This is a genomic window from Agromyces laixinhei, assembly GCF_006337065.1.
GTDB classification, from domain to species: Bacteria; Actinomycetota; Actinomycetes; order Actinomycetales; family Microbacteriaceae; genus Agromyces; species Agromyces laixinhei.
The window spans coordinates 720,854-735,468 of record NZ_CP040872.1; the positions used below are offsets into that span (position 1 = coordinate 720,854).

A 14,615-nucleotide genomic window follows, 5' to 3' on the forward strand; every position below is an offset into this window, starting at 1 on the left:
GGACAATGGAGGGGTGACCGACCCCGTGAGTACCAACGAACCCGATGAGCAGCGCACCCCGCAGAGCGGCGACGCATCCGTGCCGCTCGAGACCGAGGTCGCGCGCGACACCGTGACCGTGCGCCGCGCCCCGCGCTACTCGCGATTCCTCACGCTGGGCGCGCTCGTCGGCGCCGTCGTGGCGCTCATCCTCACGTTCGCCTTCCCGCCGAACGACGAGTTCGACCGGGGCCAGGTGTTCGGGTTCCTGCTGCTCGCCTGCGCTGCCATCGGCGTGGCGCTCGGCGCCGGCGTGGCGCTCGTCATCGACCGCACGACCGCACGCCGGGCGAAGTCGGTCGCCGTCGAGCACGAGTCGACGCGCCCGGTCGACGAGTAGCGCGCACCCGTCTCCGGGGCGAGCTGAAGCGCGGAAGCGGCCGGCTCAGCTGAGCTGCGTGCGCTCCACCCAGCCGAGGTACTCCTCGGTGACGGTGCCGGTGACGTACTCGCCGGTGAAGCACGACAGGTCGAGCTGCTCGATCGAGGTGCCCTCGGTGATCGCGGCCTGGAGGTCGGCCACCTCCTGGTAGATCATGTGGTCGGCGCTCAGCTCGGTGGCGATCTCGGGAATCTTTCGGTCGTAGGCGATGAGCTCCTGGCGGCTCGGCATGTTGATGCCGTACACGTGCGGAAAACGCACCGGCGGCGCGGCCGACGTGAAGGTCACCTTGTTGGCACCGGCAGCCCTGGCCATCTCGACGATCTCCTTCGAGGTCGTGCCGCGCACGATCGAGTCGTCGACGATCAGGATGTTCTTGCCCTTGAACTCCGTGCCCATGGCGTTCAGCTTCTGTCGCACCGAGCGCTTTCGCTCCGCCTGGCCGGGCATGATGAAGGTGCGGCCGACGTAGCGGTTCTTGTAGAAGCCCTCGCGATACTCGATGCCGAGCTTCTGCGCGACCTGCATCGCAGAGGGGCGGGAGGAATCGGGGATCGGCATGACGACATCGATGTCGCCCTTGTCCATGTGGGTCTCGATGGTCGTCGCGAGCCGGTCGCCCATGCGCAGGCGCGCCTCGTACACCGAGATGCCGTTCATGATCGAGTCGGGGCGGGCGAGGTAGACGTACTCGAACGAGCACGGCACGAGCACCGCGTTCTTCGCGCACTGCCGCGAGACCATCTGGCCGTCGAGCCCGATGAAGATGGCCTCACCCGGGTGCACGTCGCGCACGATCTCGTACCCGCCCGATTCGAGCACGAGCGACTCGGATGCCACGATCCACTCGTCGCGGCCGTTGTCGGCGGTGCGGCGGCCGAGGATGAGCGGGCGGATGCCGAACGGGTCGCGGAACGCGAGCAGGCCGTAGCCGGCGATCAGGGCGATGACGGCATAGGAGCCCTCGACGCGTTCGTGCACCTGCTCGACCGCGGCGAACACCTGGTCGGGGTCGAGGTCGAGGCCGGTGATCTGGCCCTGCAGCTCGGTGGCGAGCACGTTGAGCAGCATCTCGGTGTCGCTCGTCGAGTTCACGTGCCGGCGGTCGATGCGGAAGAGGTCTTCCGAGAGTTCGCGTGTGTTCGTGAGGTTGCCGTTGTGCACGAGGATGATGCCGTACGGCGCGTTCACGTAGAACGGTTGCGCCTCCTCTTCACGCTCGGAGGCACCCTTCGTCGTGTAGCGCACATGGCCGAGGCCCATGTTGCCGATGAGCGAGCGCATGTCACGAGTGCGGAAGGCCTCGCGTACCTGCCCGCGCGCCTTCGCCATGTGGAACACGGGGCCGTCGGCCGTCGCGATTCCCGTCGAATCCTGGCCGCGGTGCTGCAGCAGCAGCAGGCTGTCGTAGATCTGCTGGTTGGCCGGTTCAGTGGAGACGATTCCGACGATGCCGCACATGCGAGCAATGGCTCCTCGAAGGTGGGGGAAGTGTCCGAGCAGGACCCATCAATTCTCACATACGCGCGCGTGTGAGCCGTCTGGGCGAACGCTGCTGCTCAGCTGAGCACCTGCGCCGCCGGATCAGTATTCCGACGGCTTCGCGAGCACGGCCATGGTGCACCGTGAGATGCACACGAGCCGGCCCGCGGCATCCGTGATCCTGATCTCCCACACCTGGGTGGTGCGTCCTCGGGTCAGGGGCGTCGCCTCGCCGTAGACCCACCCTTCTGCGACCGGCCGCACGTGGTTCGCGTTGATCTCCATACCGACGCAGTAGAACTTCGCGGGGTCGACCGTGAGGGTCGCGCCCCAGCTCGCGAGCGTTTCCGCGAGGGCGACGGATGCTCCGCCGTGCAGTACCCCGCCGGGCTGGCGCGTGCGGTGGTCGACGGGCATGCGCCCCTTGAGCGAATCGTCGGTGGTCTCGGTGATCTCGATGCCGATGGCGCGGATCATGGTCTCGTCGCGCGCGTTCGCCCACTCGAGTGAGGGTTCGCCGAACCAGATGCTCATGCCGTCGAGTCTGGCATGCGGGCAGCGGATGCAGCGGGGCTCAGGCGAGCTCGGCGATGATCGGGTGCATGGCATCGTCGAACGCCGAGGCATCCGCTCGCAGTGAATCGGTGACCGCGACGGTCAGTTCGCCGATCCACCAGACGCCGGACTCGGCGAGCGGCAGCACCTCGACGTTGAGCTCGAAGGAATGCGCGCGCCGGCCGACCTCGCGTTCGTGTTCGGCGATCGTGCCGGCGTAGGCGCGGTACGAGTCACCACGGCGGGCGGCCGACGCACCGCGGTAGCCCTCGTGCGCCCAGTCGGCCCAGGCCCGCGCGGCCTCCGCATGCCCCACGATCGCGGCGGCGAGCACCTCGGAGCCCGAGGTCGGCAGCGCGACCTCGGTCTCGAAGGCGTGAACGAGCTCGAGGGGCACGGCCGACGGATGCGTCTCGGGCTCGACGGTCATCGCCCACCAGGTGCGCCACTGCTGCTCGAGCTGGTCGTGCCGGTCCATCTCGAGCCGCTCGCCGACGGCGCCGACATCGCGCAGGCGCGGCAGTTCGACCGGGGAGGCGATCGCCAGCACTTCACGCAGGTAGAGAGCGAGCAGAACCGGGCGACTCGCATTCTCACGGATCACCCACGATGGTGTGCCTCCCGGCTGCATGGCTGTATTTTAGCGCTCCCTCCCTGCAGCGGCACGGTTCGCCGCGCGGGGGCGGAGGTGCGGCGCGGGTACTCTTGACGGGTGACCTCGAACTCGTCCTATGCCGCTGCCGGAGTCGACACGCAGGCGGGTGACCTCGCCGTCGAACTCATGAAGGCGTCGGTCTCCGCGACTCATGGGCCCGATGTGCTCGGCGGCGTCGGCGGATTCGCCGGGCTCTTCGATCTCTCGTTCGCGAAGGACTACACGCGGCCGCTGCTCGCGACCTCGACCGACGGGGTCGGCACGAAGATCGCGATCGCGCAGGCGCTCGACAAGCACGACACGATCGGTCAAGACCTCGTCGGCATGGTCGTCGACGACATCGTCGTCGTCGGCGCGAAGCCGCTCTTCATGACCGACTACATCGCGTGCGGCAAGGTCGTGCCCGAGCGCATCGCCTCGATCGTCACGGGCATCGCGCGCGCCTGCGCCGAGACCGGCACCGCCCTCGTCGGCGGTGAGACCGCCGAGCACCCCGGCCTCATGGGCGTCGACGACTACGACGTCGCAGGCGCCGCGACGGGCATCGTCGAGGCCGACCGCCTGCTCGGGGCCGAGAAGGTCGAGACGGGCGATGCGGTCATCGCGATCGCTTCGAGCGGACTGCATTCCAACGGGTTCTCGCTCGTGCGCAGCATTCTTCGACAGGCCGAGATCGACTTCGTCGATCGGTCGGATGAACTCGGCGCCACTTGGGGTGAGGCCCTGCTCGAGCCCACGCGCCTCTACTCGGGCCAGCTCGTCGAGTTGCTCGCCGGCCCCCACGGCGACGCCGTGCACTCGCTCTCGCACGTCACCGGCGGCGGCATCGCCGCCAACCTCGCCCGGGTGCTGCCGCTCGGTTCGTGGGTCGAGCTCGACCGTGCGACGTGGTCGCCCGCCCCGGTGTTCCGCGTGCTCAGCGACCTCGCCGGCACCACGCTCGAGTCCACCGAGGGCACCTGGAACCTCGGCATCGGCTTCTTCGCCGTCGTGCGAGCGGATGCCGCGGCATCCGTCATCTCGGCGCTCGATGCACTCGGACTCCCGTCGTGGCAGGCGGGCACCGTGACCATCGGCGATCGGGACCTCGCCGGCTTCGAGCAGGGCGCCAAGGGCGTCGACGGCGGCGCCGTGCGCCTCGTCGGCTCGTACGCGAGCTGATCGGCCGGCTGTGCGCACGCCGGTCTCGATCGGGCTCATCGGCACGACCGATGCGTCGATCGTGGCGGCGCTCGCGCCGCGCATCGAACGGCTCGGGTTCCACGCGCTGTGGCTCAACGACGTGCCCGGCGGCGACTCGCTCGCGGGACTCCGTGTCGCGGCGGCTGAGACATCGACGCTGCGGCTCGCGACGGGTGTGATCCCGCTCGACCGGCGCCCCGTCGAATCACTCGACCTCGCGGCGGCCCCCGCGAAGCGACTGTCGGTCGGCATCGGCTCGGGCCGGGCGCGGCGATCGCTGGCGCTCGTCGGCGACGGCATCACCGCGCTCCGCGCAGCGACCGAGGCCGAGGTGATCGTCGGCGCACTCGGGCCGCGCATGCGCCGGCTCGCCGCTGAGCGGGCCGACGGTGCACTCTTCAACTGGCTGACGCCCGAAGCGGCCGCATCCGCGGTGCACGAACTGCGCGATGTCGCCGGCGACCGTCCGGTCCGCGGCATCCTCTATGTGCGCACCATCGTCGAAACGGCCGCACGCCCGGCGCTCGAGCACGAGGCCGCGCGGTACGACGCCGTGCCGGCGTACGCGGCGAACTTCGCCCGGCTCGGCACCCGCGCGATCGACGCGACGGTCTCGAGCGCCGACGAGCTCGCGGCCTACGACGGAGCGGTCGACGAGATCGTGCTGCGCGCGATCACTCCCGACGGATCGCTCGCAGAACTCGAACGATTCGTCGACGACACGGCGGGATGGCTCGGCCGTTCAGCGTGACGATGGGTCACTCGACCTGTTCCGGTCATCGGCGTAGGGTGCAGGCATGGCCGACGATGCGGTCATCCGCGACAAGCTTCGCCTGATGTTCGAGACACCCGGCGGCGATGTCGAGCACGCCGAGGCGCTCTACCACGACGACGCAGTCCTCGAGTTTCCGCAGTCCGGGGAGCGTTACGAGGGCCGCGAGGCGTTCACCGCATGGCGGAGTCGGTACCCGGCCGGGGTCGCGTTCACGATTCTCCGGGTGACCGTGCGCGACGACCTCGCGGTGGTGGAGCTGACCGCGAGCTACGACGGTGGCGCGGGCATGTACGGCGTCAGCATTCACGAGTTCCGCGGCGACAGGATCTCGCTCGAGCGCATCTACGTGGCGGACGGGTGGGATGCCCCGGACTGGCGGAAGCCGTGGCGCTCCGACCGGCCGGTGCACAACCCGGGCCTCTGACCGTCATCGCATGACGCGCCGGCTGCAGCTGAGCAGCTACCCGGTTGCTGCAGTGCGAACCGCACACCGGAACGCGTGTTGCCCGGGTCGAGCGGAAGCGAGTCGGGTGCGAAGGGGAATGCGCTCAGGCGCGCTGTTCGTCACCGGAGACGTAGGTGTCGTCGTCATCGGCGGAATACTCCGCCCATTTCGACGCCTCTTCGCTGTAATCGTCATGCGGCGAGCTGGTGAGCTCGCGCTCAAGCGCGTTGTAGTCGGTGTTCGGGCTGAAGTACTTCAGTTCCCGAGCGACCTTGGTGTGCTTGGCTTTCTGACGGCCGCGCCCCATGCGTGACCCCCTTACGACATCTGGCCGGGTGGGATTTGGTCGTCACCCGGCGCTCATCTGATAAATGAATTCGTCCAACCTCCAGTTTAGCACCGCCTCCGACACGATTCGGCGTCCTCCACAGGCATGCCGGAGTCGCGGTGTCGTCGACAACCCATCCGCAGCGCGCGGGTGCGGCGGTCGCCTCGGGATGGTCCTGATGTCGTTCAGTCTGTTCAGGGTCGGGTGATGTCCGGTTCGGTGCGAGTGACGCGCAGCACGACGTTGCCGCGTTTGCGCCCGGTGTCGACGTAGCGGTGCGCGTCGACGATGTCGGTGAGGTCGTAGGCGCGGTCGATGACGGGTCGGTAGCGACCGGACTCCGCGAGGCTCACGATGTGCGCGAGCTCGTCAGCGCCGGGCTTGCCGACATCCCAGGTGACGAGCTTTCCCGAGCGGCGGCTCTGTCCGCGGCTGCGAAGCATCGACCGCAGATCGCAGATGACGAGCAGGAGCGCTCCGCCCGGGTTGATGGATGCCTCGACCCGGCCGAAGGGGGCGTTGCCGACGCAGTCGACGATCACGTCGTACGTGTCGTCTCCCGCTGTGAAGTCCTGCCGCGTGTAATCGATGACCCGGTCGGCGCCGAGCGAGGTGACCAATTCGGTGTTCTTGCCGCTTGTCACCGCGGTGACGTGGGCGCCGCGGTGCTTCGCGAGCTGGACGGCCGCAGTGCCGACGGCCCCTGATGCTCCGTTGACGACCACGGTGGTGCCCGGCCCGATCGCGACCTTCCTGAAGAAGCCCTCGGCGGTGATGCCGCCGAACACCAGGGTGACCGCTTCCTCGAAGGTCATGGTGGTGGGAGCGCGCGTGATGGCGCCGTCAGCGCGCACGCACACGTACTCGGCGTGGGCTCCGAAATCACCACTCATCATGGCGATGACCCGGTCGCCGGGAGCGAAGGCGGTGACGCCGGCACCGACGGCCTCGATCACGCCCGCGGCATCCATGCCCAGGATGGGGCGGCTGGGTCGGAACAGGCCGAGTCCGGCGGCGGCGAGCATCCCGAGGCCGGCCGGGATGTCGCGAGCGCGGGCCCGGTGGTCGGCGATGCTCACGGTGCTCGCGTGCACCCGGATCAGCACCTCGCCGGGCTTCGGTGCGGGAATGGCGCGTTGATCGAGGTGAACCTCCTCGGGAGCGCCGAAACGACGGTAGACGGCCGCGGTCATTGTGCGGGGTGTTGCGAGGTTCGTTGTCATGACTCGATGCTCGCTCGCGGTGCGTTGCTGGGCATCGGCAGAACGGCCCGGATCTTCTCGGCCGAAAGTACGGGTCTGAGTCCGTGCTGAAGGCCGATGTCCGGGGCGCTCGATCAGGCGAGCATCGAGACATGTCGCAACAGATGAAGGCCACCCGCTCGAGTGCCGCGAAGGCGGAAGAGCGGCGGCGGCCGAGGAGCGGATGGCTCGCGATCACCGGCCTCCTGCTGCTCAGTGCGCTCCCCGTGCTCGGCGGCGTGCTTCGCCTGAGGGACGTGAGCGCCGACCCCGAAAGCGCGGTGCTCTTGGCCTCATCGGTGCCGATCGTCGCGCACATCGTGGCGATGAGCATGTACTGCCTTCTCGGCGCATTCCAGTTCTCTCCGGCACTGCGAATTTCGCGCGGTTGGCACCGTACCGCCGGCCGTGCCCTGATCCCCGCCGGATTCATCGCGGCACTGTCGGCCGTCTGGCTCGCGGTCTTCTTCGGGGGCCCCGCGGATGAGCTCGCTCTTGCGCTGGTGCGTCTCGCCTTCGGCGTGGCGATGACAGTCTTCCTCGTGCTGGCAGTGATCGCGATCACGCGTCGCGACTTCACTGCGCACGGAGCATGGATGACGCGCGCCTACGCGATCGCCGTCTCCGGCGGGACCCAAGCGCTCGTCTTCGCGCTGTGGACGCTCGTCGTCGGTGAGGTCGACGCATCCGGCGAGGCATGGCTCGTTGCCGCGGGCTTCGTGATCAACAGCGTCGTGGCGGAGCTGCTCATCCGGCGTCGGCTCAGCCGGCGGATGCGCGGGGTGCCGGGCCGTGGTGCGCTCGTATCATGAGGTGGTGACCGGACTCGTACGTTCCGTGTGGGGCGCGCCGAGCGCCGTGCCCCCGCCGCCGCGCCGAGTGTGGCGGGACTGGGCGCTGTTGGCGCTGGTCGCCGCGCTCGCGGTCGTGGAGGGCGTCGTCAGATCAGACCTTCCGTATCCGGTGGTCTCGGTGCTCGTGCTGCTGGTGATCACTCCGACGGTGTTGTGGCGTCGCACGAGGCCGCTGCTCATGCTCGTGATCGCCGTGGCCGTGACGACGCCGCTGCAACTGCTGCCCGACTCGATCCTCTACACGAGCCTCTTCGTCATGGTGATCGTCTACGCCCTGTTCCGCTGGGGAGCAGGTCGCGACATGGTGATCGGGTCGGCCATCCTCCTCGCGAGTCTCGGCTTCGCGTTCGTTCCGGGTGGAGGCCTCGACGACCTGATCGGCGGGTTCGCACTGCTGCTCTCGGTGGCGCTGCTCGGTGTCGTGTTCCGCTACCGGGCGGGATCCCGGCAACGCCGCCTCGACCGCATCCGGATGCTGGAGCGCGAGCACCTTGCCCGTGACCTGCACGACACGGTCGCCCACCACGTCTCGGCCATCGCGATCCGTGCCCAGGCGGGCCTTGCGGTGGCGGCACGGGATCCGCGCGCCGCGCAGGACGCGCTCGGCGTGATCGAGGCGGAGGCGGCCAAGACCCTGAGCGAACTGAGGTCGATGGTGCGGGTGCTGCGCCAGGACGAGACGGCCGAACTCGCGCCGAGCCCGGGGCTGGGCGGCATCGAGCAGCTCGCCGGAACGAGGCCGGGCGGCGCGGCGGTCACCGTGAAGGTCGCAGGCGACGACGGCAGCATCCCGCCGCCCGTGGCCGCCGCCGTCTACCGTCTCGCGCAGGAGTCCGTGACCAACGCCCTTCGTCACGCGCGGCAGGTCACCCGTGTCGACGTGCTCGTGGAGGCGGACGAGGGCGGGGTGCGGCTGAGCGTGACGAACGACGGAGATGTGGCCGCGTCGCCGACGCCCGGCTTCGGCATCGTCGGCATGATGGAACGCGCCGCCCTGCTCGGCGGCACCTGCCAGGCCGGCCCCGCACCGGGCGGCGGATGGGCCGTCATCGCGGAGCTTCCTCGTGTTGGATGGGAACCGTGACCATCCGCGTGCTCATCGCCGACGACCAGGAGCTCGTGCGCACTGGGCTGGGCCTGCTCCTTGGCGCGCAGCCCGACATCGAGGTCGTGGGTCAGGCCGTCGACGGCAATGAAGCGGTCGCCCTGGCCCGAAGCCTGCGACCCGACGTCTGCCTGTTCGACATCCGGATGCCCGGCCTCGACGGCATCGAGGCGACCCGCGTGCTCGCCGGCCCGGGCGTGGACGACCCGATGGCGATCGTCATCATCACGACCTTCGACCTCGACGAGTACGTCTTCGCAGCGCTGCGGGCGGGGGCCAAGGGCTTCCTGCTCAAGGATGCCGGTTCGGAGCTGCTCGCCCAGGCGATCCGCGCTGCTGCGAGCGGGGATGCCCTGATCGCCCCCAATGTCACGGTGCGGCTGCTCGAAGCCTTCGCCGGGGCCGCGCCCGCCGCGCCGCCGCCGCAGCCGGTCGACCCGCTCACCGAGCGCGAGGAGCAGGTGCTCGCGAAGGTCGCGCTGGGGCTGAGCAACAGCGAGATCGCGAGCGAGCTGTACATCACCCTCAGCACGGTGAAGACGCACGTCGCGAGCCTCATGACCAAGCTCGGCGCCCGCAACCGCGTCGAGATCGCCATCTGGGCGCATCAGACGGGGTGGATGCGCGCACGACCTACCGGCGATGGAGACTAGCTTCGGCTGGAGTACTGCGAGCACCCAGCAAACCGTGCTGAGATTGTCAGGTGATGACGACGAGCCCCGAGCGTGTGAAGGTCGTGGTGATCGGCGCCGGGCAGGCCGGTCTGTCGGTCGCCTTCTATCTGCGTCGGTTCGAGCTCGTGGCCGATCAGGACTTCGTCATGCTCGACCGCGCCCCCGGGTCGGGAGGTGCCTGGCAGCACCGCTGGTCGTCGCTTCGGCTCGGCACGGCGCACCGCGTGAACGATCTGCCGGGCATGTCGGAGCTCGGGCTGAGCTTCGACACCGCCGACCGCGATCTGCCCGCGAAAGAGGTCGTCGCCGACTACTACGGCCGCTTCGAGCAGCACTTCGATCTGCGCGTGCGGCGCCCCATGCAGGTGCGGCAGGTCGTGAACGACGGCGTCGACCTGCAAGTGCGTTACGAAGACCTCGCCCCGCAGCCGCCCGAGGAGCAGAAGGCGGCTCGCGGCCTCTTCGGGCGTCGGCGCAAGACCTTCGAGCAACCGGTGACGCCGGCCGCGCCGCAGCACGAGCTCAGCACGCAGTTCCTCGTCAACGCGACCGGCACCTGGGGCTCGCCGTTCGTGCCGTACTACCCGGGCATGGCCGACTTCGCCGGGCGTCACGTGCACACGTCCGACTTCAGCGATGCCGAAGACTTCCGCGACCAGCACGTCGTCGTGGTCGGCGGCGGCACCTCGGCGATCGGCTTCATGCTCGAACTCGAAGACGTCGCCGCCGGGCTCACCTGGGTTTCACGTCGGCCGATCGACTGGCTCGACCAGCAGGAGCTCGACCTCGAAGGGGCATCCGCCGCCGTCGCCATGCAAGACGAGGCCGCGCGTTCGGGTCGCGCACTGCCGTCGATCGTGAGCGGAACGGGCGTGTCGAAGAGCCGTCGCATGGCCGCCGGCATCGAGCGAGGGCTGCTCGTCGCGCGCCCCATGTTCGATCGCATCGAGCCCGACCGTGTCGTCTGGGAGGGTGAGGAATCGGGCATGGCCCGTGCCGACGTCATCATCTGGGCGACGGGGTTCCGCCCCGACCTGCGTCACCTCGCACCGCTGAAGCTCCGCGAGAAGGCCGGCGGCATCACGGTGGGGCAGGGCGCCGCATGGAACGACCCGCGCATCTTCCTCGCGGGCTACGGCCCGCAGGCGTCGACGATCGGCGCCAACCGCGCCGGTCGCATGATCGCCCGCCAGATCATGGCGATGATCTGACCCCTCTCTTCGCGGATGTGCGGAGAACGGTCAACGCCGCTTCCGATTCGACTCGACGAGCGGGCGGCGCAGCACCGGCCGCACGGGCTCGCCGCGACGGTCCTGACCCGGCAGCGGGCGTGAGCGACGTCCGTAGAGCAGGTCGGAGGAGTCGAGCAGCCACGGCACGAGGGCGACGGTGACGCCGTGCACGAGCAGCAGTTTCTGGCGGATGCGCCGGGCCTTGTGGTTGTGAAGGATGTTCTCCCACCAGTGCCCCACGACGTACTGCGGGATGTACACGGTCACGACCTCGGCGCCGTGCTCTTCGCGCCGGGACTTGATGTAGGTGACGAGCGGGTGGCTGAGATCGCGGTACGGGGAGTGCAGGATGCGCAGCTTCACGCGGATGTTCTGCTTGACCCAGTCCTTCTTCAGCTGCTTCGTCTGCTCTTCGTCGAGCGAGACGTGAACGGCCTCGAGTGAATCGTGACGGGCCGCGATCGCATAGTCGAGCGCCTTGAGCGTGGGCTTCTGCATGCGGCCGACCAGCACGATCGCGTGGTCGCCGGTCGCTCCGAACGTCGTGATCGGGTCGACCGCGATCTCGCGCTCGACGTCGCGGTAATACCGGTTCACGCCCATCATCAGGAAGAACAGGATCGGCATCAGCAGGAACACGATCCACGCGCCGTGCGTGAACTTCGTGATCGTCACCACGATGAGCACGACGGCGGTCATCGCGGCACCGATCGCATTGATCACGAGTGCACGAAGGATCGCGCCGCGAGTGAGCGGCGCGGCGCCGTCGAGGTCGGCGGCGCGAGCAGCGCGCTTCGGTGCGCCCTTCGCCGGATGCCGCAGCCGGGAGAGTTCTCGCAGCCAGTGCCGAACCATGCCCGTCTGACCGAGCGTGAACGACACGAAGACGCCGATGATGTAGAGCTGGATCAGCACGGTCAGGTTCGCCTGGAAGATCAGCAGGATGAGGGATGCCGCGAGCGCGAGGATCACGACGCCGTTCGAGTAGATCAGGCGGTCGCCGCGGGTCGACAGCGACTTCGGTGCGTAGCCGTCGCGGGCGAGCACCGAACCGAGCAGCGGGAACCCGTTGAACGCGGTGTTCGCGGCGAGCAGCAGCACGAGCGCCGTCGTCGCCTGGATCACGTAGAAGAACACGGTCGCATCGCCGAACGTCGCGGCTGCGACCTGCGCGATGAGGCTGCGCTGCGGCTCGGTCGCGCACTCGGACCAGCCGATCAGGTGACACGGGTCCTCCGCGTAATGCACCTGCGAGATGAGGGCGAGTGCCGTGAGGCCGGCGAAGAGCACGATCGCGATACCGCCCATGAGCACGAGCGTGTGCTGCGCGTTCTTCACCTTCGGGCGCTTGAAGGCCGGCACCCCGTTCGAGATCGCCTCCACGCCCGTGAGGGCGGAGCATCCGCTCGCGAAGGAACGCAGCAGCAACAGGATGATGCCCGCCTGCGTGAGGGACTCCGCCTCGACGCCGAAGGTCGCCGACTCGGCGACCGGCGGATCGCCGAGGAGCGTGCGGGTCAGGCCGACGACGACCATCACGAAGACACTGCCGATGAAGAGGTACGTCGGCACGGCGAACGCCTTCGACGACTCCGAGACGCCGCGCAGGTTGATGGCCGCGAGGATGATGACGAAGGCGATCGCGAGTTCGACCCGGAACGGGTTCAGCTCGGGGATCGCGGAGATGATGTTGTCGACGCCTGACGCGACCGAGACGACGACCGTCATCACGTAGTCGACGAGCAGGGCCGATGCGACGACCAGGCCCGACTTCTCGCCGAGGTTTCGGTGGGCGACCTCGTAGTCTCCGCCGCCCGAGGGGTACGCCCGGATCAGCTGGCGGTAGCTCGCGACGACCGTCACGAGCAGCACGACCACCGCGAGCGCGACCCAGGGCGCGAAGCTCAGGAAGGCGAGTCCGCCGACCATGAGGATCATCACGAGTTCCTGCGGGGCGTACGCGACCGACGAGAGCGGGTCGCTCGCGAAGATCGGCAGCGCGAAGCGCTTCGGGAGGAGCTGGCCCTCGAGCTTCTCTGTGGGCAGCGGGTCGCCGATGATCCAGTGCTTCGGCGACTTCAATTCTCCCGGCGGTGTGCCCGCCTCATTCGTCACGGCGGTCGAGACTACACCCGCGGCAGCCGGTGTCAAGTGGGTATCGAGGCACTCTTGTAGAGTTGTGGCGATTCTTCGACCACTCGACTCCCGGGGGCACTTGTGAACCGTGCGACACAGCTCGCGCGTGGCTCGGCCACCGCGGTCGTCGCCCTGTTCCTCGCGGCCTTCTCGCACGGCGTCGCCGCCGGCGAGGCGCCCGGCGGAGTCGGCCTGGCGATGGCGGGAATCGTGGCGCTCGGGGCATCCGTCGTCTTCGTGGGCCGAAGGTCGACGCCGCTGCGCACGTCGCTTGCGGTGATCGTGAGCCAAGGGGCCTTCCACGTGCTCTTCGGCGTGGGGGCGGGCGCCGCGACCGGTTCGTTCGTCGTCGGCGGCAGCGGGCATCACGAGGCGGTGGCGTTCGTCGGCGGCGGTGGTGCGGCTCCGGTCGGCCACGCACACGCCGACACCGCGATGCTCCTCGGCCATGCGCTCGCCGCAGCCGCGACCATCGTGTACCTGCTCGCCGTCGAGCGGGCCGCATGGCGTGCCGTCACCGCGGTGGCGCGCCGTTTCGTGCTGCGGCTCACCGCTCCCGTGCCGCCGCTCGCGCAGCTCCTTCCTGACGTTCGGCGTGCCGCTGCGGCGCCCGTGCCGGCGCTCCGGTCGCGGCTGCTCTTCACTGCGCTGGGCTCACGCGGCCCGCCGTTCCTCCTCGCCTCCGTGTAATCCCGCCGACCGGCGGAACCAGAGCATTCCGGATGCCGCTGCGGCCGCGTTCATCGCGTGTGCACCGTCGCGGCCCGGAACCGAGGAGAGAGACTCCCATCGCAATGACCCACCGCATGACTTCAGCAACCACCGTGACCACCCTCGGCGCCGGCGCCCGGGCGACGCGCCTGCGTGCCATGGTGCTCGCCGCCGCGGCACTCACCGTCGCCGCCGGCCTGACCCTGGCCGGCGCCTCCACCGCGTTCGCGCATGACGAGCTCGTGGCGTCGAGCCCCGAGCCGGGCGAGGTCTTCGACACCGCTCCCACCGAGGTCGCCCTCGACTTCTCGAACGACATCATCGAGGTGGGCACGGCCATCGAGGTCGTCGACCACCATGGCGTCGACATCGACATGGGCGACCCGGTCGTCGCGGGCCCGCGCGTGACCGCCGCCCTGCCGGCCGACCTCGCAGGCGAGTACCAGGTGCGCTGGCGCGCCGTCTCGAGCGACGGCCACCCCATCGAGGGCACGATCGACTTCGGCGTCGGGGCCGACGCCACCGGAGTCTGGACCGAGGAGCCGCCCCACGACGACGCGGCGACCGGCGACGACGACGCTGCGGGCGACCACGCTGAGGGCGACCACGACGAGGCCGACCACGACGAGGCCGACGCCGCCGCGCAGGGCGGCCCCGACGGATGGGCCGTCGCAGGCTTCATCGTCGGCGGACTCGGCATCATCGCCCTCATCGCCGCGGTCATCTTGAACGCGAAGCGCAAGAGCGCCGGCCCCGGTGCGGGCTCGGGCGACGGCGACGGCTCGGGAACCGGTACGCCCGGCACCGACGCCTGACCGC

General features: G+C 69.4%; 16 protein-coding genes. 10 read left to right on the forward strand and 6 right to left on the reverse strand.

Going from position 1 to position 14,615, the window contains the following annotated elements; translation table 11 throughout:
* The first annotated feature begins 13 nt into the window (after positions 1 to 13).
* On the forward strand, positions 14 to 379 hold the full coding sequence (locus tag FHG54_RS03435) for a potassium transporter Trk (protein WP_233437859.1): 366 nt from the start codon (positions 14 to 16) through the stop codon (positions 377 to 379).
* Positions 380 to 424: 45 nt separating this feature from the next.
* On the opposite strand, the gene purF is transcribed toward FHG54_RS03435, so the two are convergent.
* The 3 genes from purF to FHG54_RS03450 all read right to left on the reverse strand — a co-directional run bounded on the left by purF (position 425) and on the right by FHG54_RS03450 (position 3,062).
* Entirely contained in the window at positions 425 to 1,882 is a 1,458-nt protein-coding gene (gene purF / locus FHG54_RS03440) for an amidophosphoribosyltransferase (RefSeq protein ID WP_139416024.1), read from the reverse strand.
* 123 nt (positions 1,883 to 2,005) lie between these two features.
* On the reverse strand, positions 2,006 to 2,437 hold the full coding sequence (locus tag FHG54_RS03445) for a hotdog fold thioesterase (protein WP_139416025.1): 432 nt from the start codon (positions 2,435 to 2,437) through the stop codon (positions 2,006 to 2,008).
* A gap of 40 nt (positions 2,438 to 2,477) precedes the next feature.
* Positions 2,478 to 3,062, reverse strand: coding sequence for a zinc-binding alcohol dehydrogenase (locus tag FHG54_RS03450; RefSeq protein WP_338025691.1), 585 nt, complete (start codon positions 3,060 to 3,062; stop codon positions 2,478 to 2,480).
* 108 nt (positions 3,063 to 3,170) lie between these two features.
* Between FHG54_RS03450 and purM the strand changes: the two genes are divergently transcribed.
* From purM to FHG54_RS03465, 3 genes are read left to right on the forward strand one after another with little or no spacing between them, the layout of a single operon-like run.
* Positions 3,171 to 4,274 carry a phosphoribosylformylglycinamidine cyclo-ligase gene (gene purM, locus FHG54_RS03455; RefSeq protein ID WP_139416027.1) on the forward strand — a complete coding sequence of 368 codons (1,104 nt, stop codon included), beginning with the start codon at positions 3,171 to 3,173 and terminating at the stop codon, positions 4,272 to 4,274.
* Between the two features lie 10 nt (positions 4,275 to 4,284).
* Positions 4,285 to 5,046 (forward strand): LLM class flavin-dependent oxidoreductase, encoded by a 762-nt coding sequence (locus tag FHG54_RS03460; protein ID WP_139416028.1) that lies wholly within the window; start codon positions 4,285 to 4,287, stop codon positions 5,044 to 5,046.
* 46 nt (positions 5,047 to 5,092) lie between these two features.
* Positions 5,093 to 5,494: a nuclear transport factor 2 family protein gene (locus FHG54_RS03465; RefSeq protein ID WP_139416029.1), complete on the forward strand. Its 402-nt coding sequence runs from the start codon at positions 5,093 to 5,095 to the stop codon at positions 5,492 to 5,494.
* 124 nt (positions 5,495 to 5,618) lie between these two features.
* Here the strand turns inward: FHG54_RS03465 and FHG54_RS03470 are convergent, their stop codons facing one another.
* Together FHG54_RS03470 and FHG54_RS03475 are read right to left on the reverse strand one after the other, a co-directional pair.
* Entirely contained in the window at positions 5,619 to 5,822 is a 204-nt protein-coding gene (locus tag FHG54_RS03470; RefSeq protein WP_139416030.1) for a DUF3073 domain-containing protein, read from the reverse strand.
* A gap of 215 nt (positions 5,823 to 6,037) precedes the next feature.
* A complete protein-coding gene (locus FHG54_RS03475) occupies positions 6,038 to 7,066 on the reverse strand; it encodes an NAD(P)-dependent alcohol dehydrogenase (RefSeq protein ID WP_210415465.1) in 1,029 nt (342 codons plus the stop codon).
* Between the two features lie 131 nt (positions 7,067 to 7,197).
* Between FHG54_RS03475 and FHG54_RS03480 the strand changes: the two genes are divergently transcribed.
* From FHG54_RS03480 to FHG54_RS03495, 4 genes are read left to right on the forward strand one after another with little or no spacing between them, the layout of a single operon-like run.
* The gene (locus tag FHG54_RS03480; RefSeq protein ID WP_210415466.1) at positions 7,198 to 7,896 is read left to right on the forward strand and encodes a DUF2306 domain-containing protein; all 699 of its coding nucleotides are present in this window, start codon (positions 7,198 to 7,200) and stop codon (positions 7,894 to 7,896) included.
* Between the two features lie 4 nt (positions 7,897 to 7,900).
* The gene (locus tag FHG54_RS03485) at positions 7,901 to 9,022 is read left to right on the forward strand and encodes a sensor histidine kinase (protein WP_139416031.1); all 1,122 of its coding nucleotides are present in this window, start codon (positions 7,901 to 7,903) and stop codon (positions 9,020 to 9,022) included.
* Positions 9,019 to 9,696, forward strand: coding sequence for a response regulator (locus tag FHG54_RS03490; RefSeq protein WP_139416032.1), 678 nt, complete (start codon positions 9,019 to 9,021; stop codon positions 9,694 to 9,696). The genes FHG54_RS03485 and FHG54_RS03490 overlap by 4 nt, the downstream gene beginning before the upstream one ends.
* A gap of 53 nt (positions 9,697 to 9,749) precedes the next feature.
* Positions 9,750 to 10,928 (forward strand): NAD(P)-binding domain-containing protein, encoded by a 1,179-nt coding sequence (locus tag FHG54_RS03495; protein ID WP_139416033.1) that lies wholly within the window; start codon positions 9,750 to 9,752, stop codon positions 10,926 to 10,928.
* 30 nt (positions 10,929 to 10,958) lie between these two features.
* Here the strand turns inward: FHG54_RS03495 and FHG54_RS03500 are convergent, their stop codons facing one another.
* A complete protein-coding gene (locus FHG54_RS03500) occupies positions 10,959 to 13,064 on the reverse strand; it encodes an APC family permease (protein WP_233437860.1) in 2,106 nt (701 codons plus the stop codon).
* Between the two features lie 102 nt (positions 13,065 to 13,166).
* Between FHG54_RS03500 and FHG54_RS16655 the strand changes: the two genes are divergently transcribed.
* A complete protein-coding gene (locus FHG54_RS16655; RefSeq protein ID WP_232333545.1) occupies positions 13,167 to 13,775 on the forward strand; it encodes a hypothetical protein in 609 nt (202 codons plus the stop codon).
* 116 nt (positions 13,776 to 13,891) lie between these two features.
* On the forward strand, positions 13,892 to 14,611 hold the full coding sequence (locus tag FHG54_RS03510) for a copper resistance CopC family protein (RefSeq protein WP_168197085.1): 720 nt from the start codon (positions 13,892 to 13,894) through the stop codon (positions 14,609 to 14,611).
* Positions 14,612 to 14,615 lie beyond the last annotated feature (4 nt).

Excerpts from the sequence above, each read along its gene's own strand:
- purF (WP_139416024.1), bottom strand. The coding sequence starts at position 1,882 with ATGTGCGGCATCGTCGGAATCGTCTCCACTGAACCGGCCAACCAGCAG.
- FHG54_RS03445 (WP_139416025.1), bottom strand. The coding sequence starts at position 2,437 with ATGAGCATCTGGTTCGGCGAACCCTCACTCGAGTGGGCGAACGCGCGC.
- FHG54_RS03465 (WP_139416029.1), top strand. The coding sequence starts at position 5,093 with ATGGCCGACGATGCGGTCATCCGCGACAAGCTTCGCCTGATGTTCGAG.
- FHG54_RS03470 (WP_139416030.1), bottom strand. The coding sequence starts at position 5,822 with ATGGGGCGCGGCCGTCAGAAAGCCAAGCACACCAAGGTCGCTCGGGAA.
- FHG54_RS03475 (WP_210415465.1), bottom strand. The coding sequence starts at position 7,066 with ATGACAACGAACCTCGCAACACCCCGCACAATGACCGCGGCCGTCTAC.
- FHG54_RS03480 (WP_210415466.1), top strand. The coding sequence starts at position 7,198 with ATGTCGCAACAGATGAAGGCCACCCGCTCGAGTGCCGCGAAGGCGGAA.
- FHG54_RS03495 (WP_139416033.1), top strand. The coding sequence starts at position 9,750 with ATGACGACGAGCCCCGAGCGTGTGAAGGTCGTGGTGATCGGCGCCGGG.
- FHG54_RS03510 (WP_168197085.1), top strand. The coding sequence starts at position 13,892 with ATGACTTCAGCAACCACCGTGACCACCCTCGGCGCCGGCGCCCGGGCG.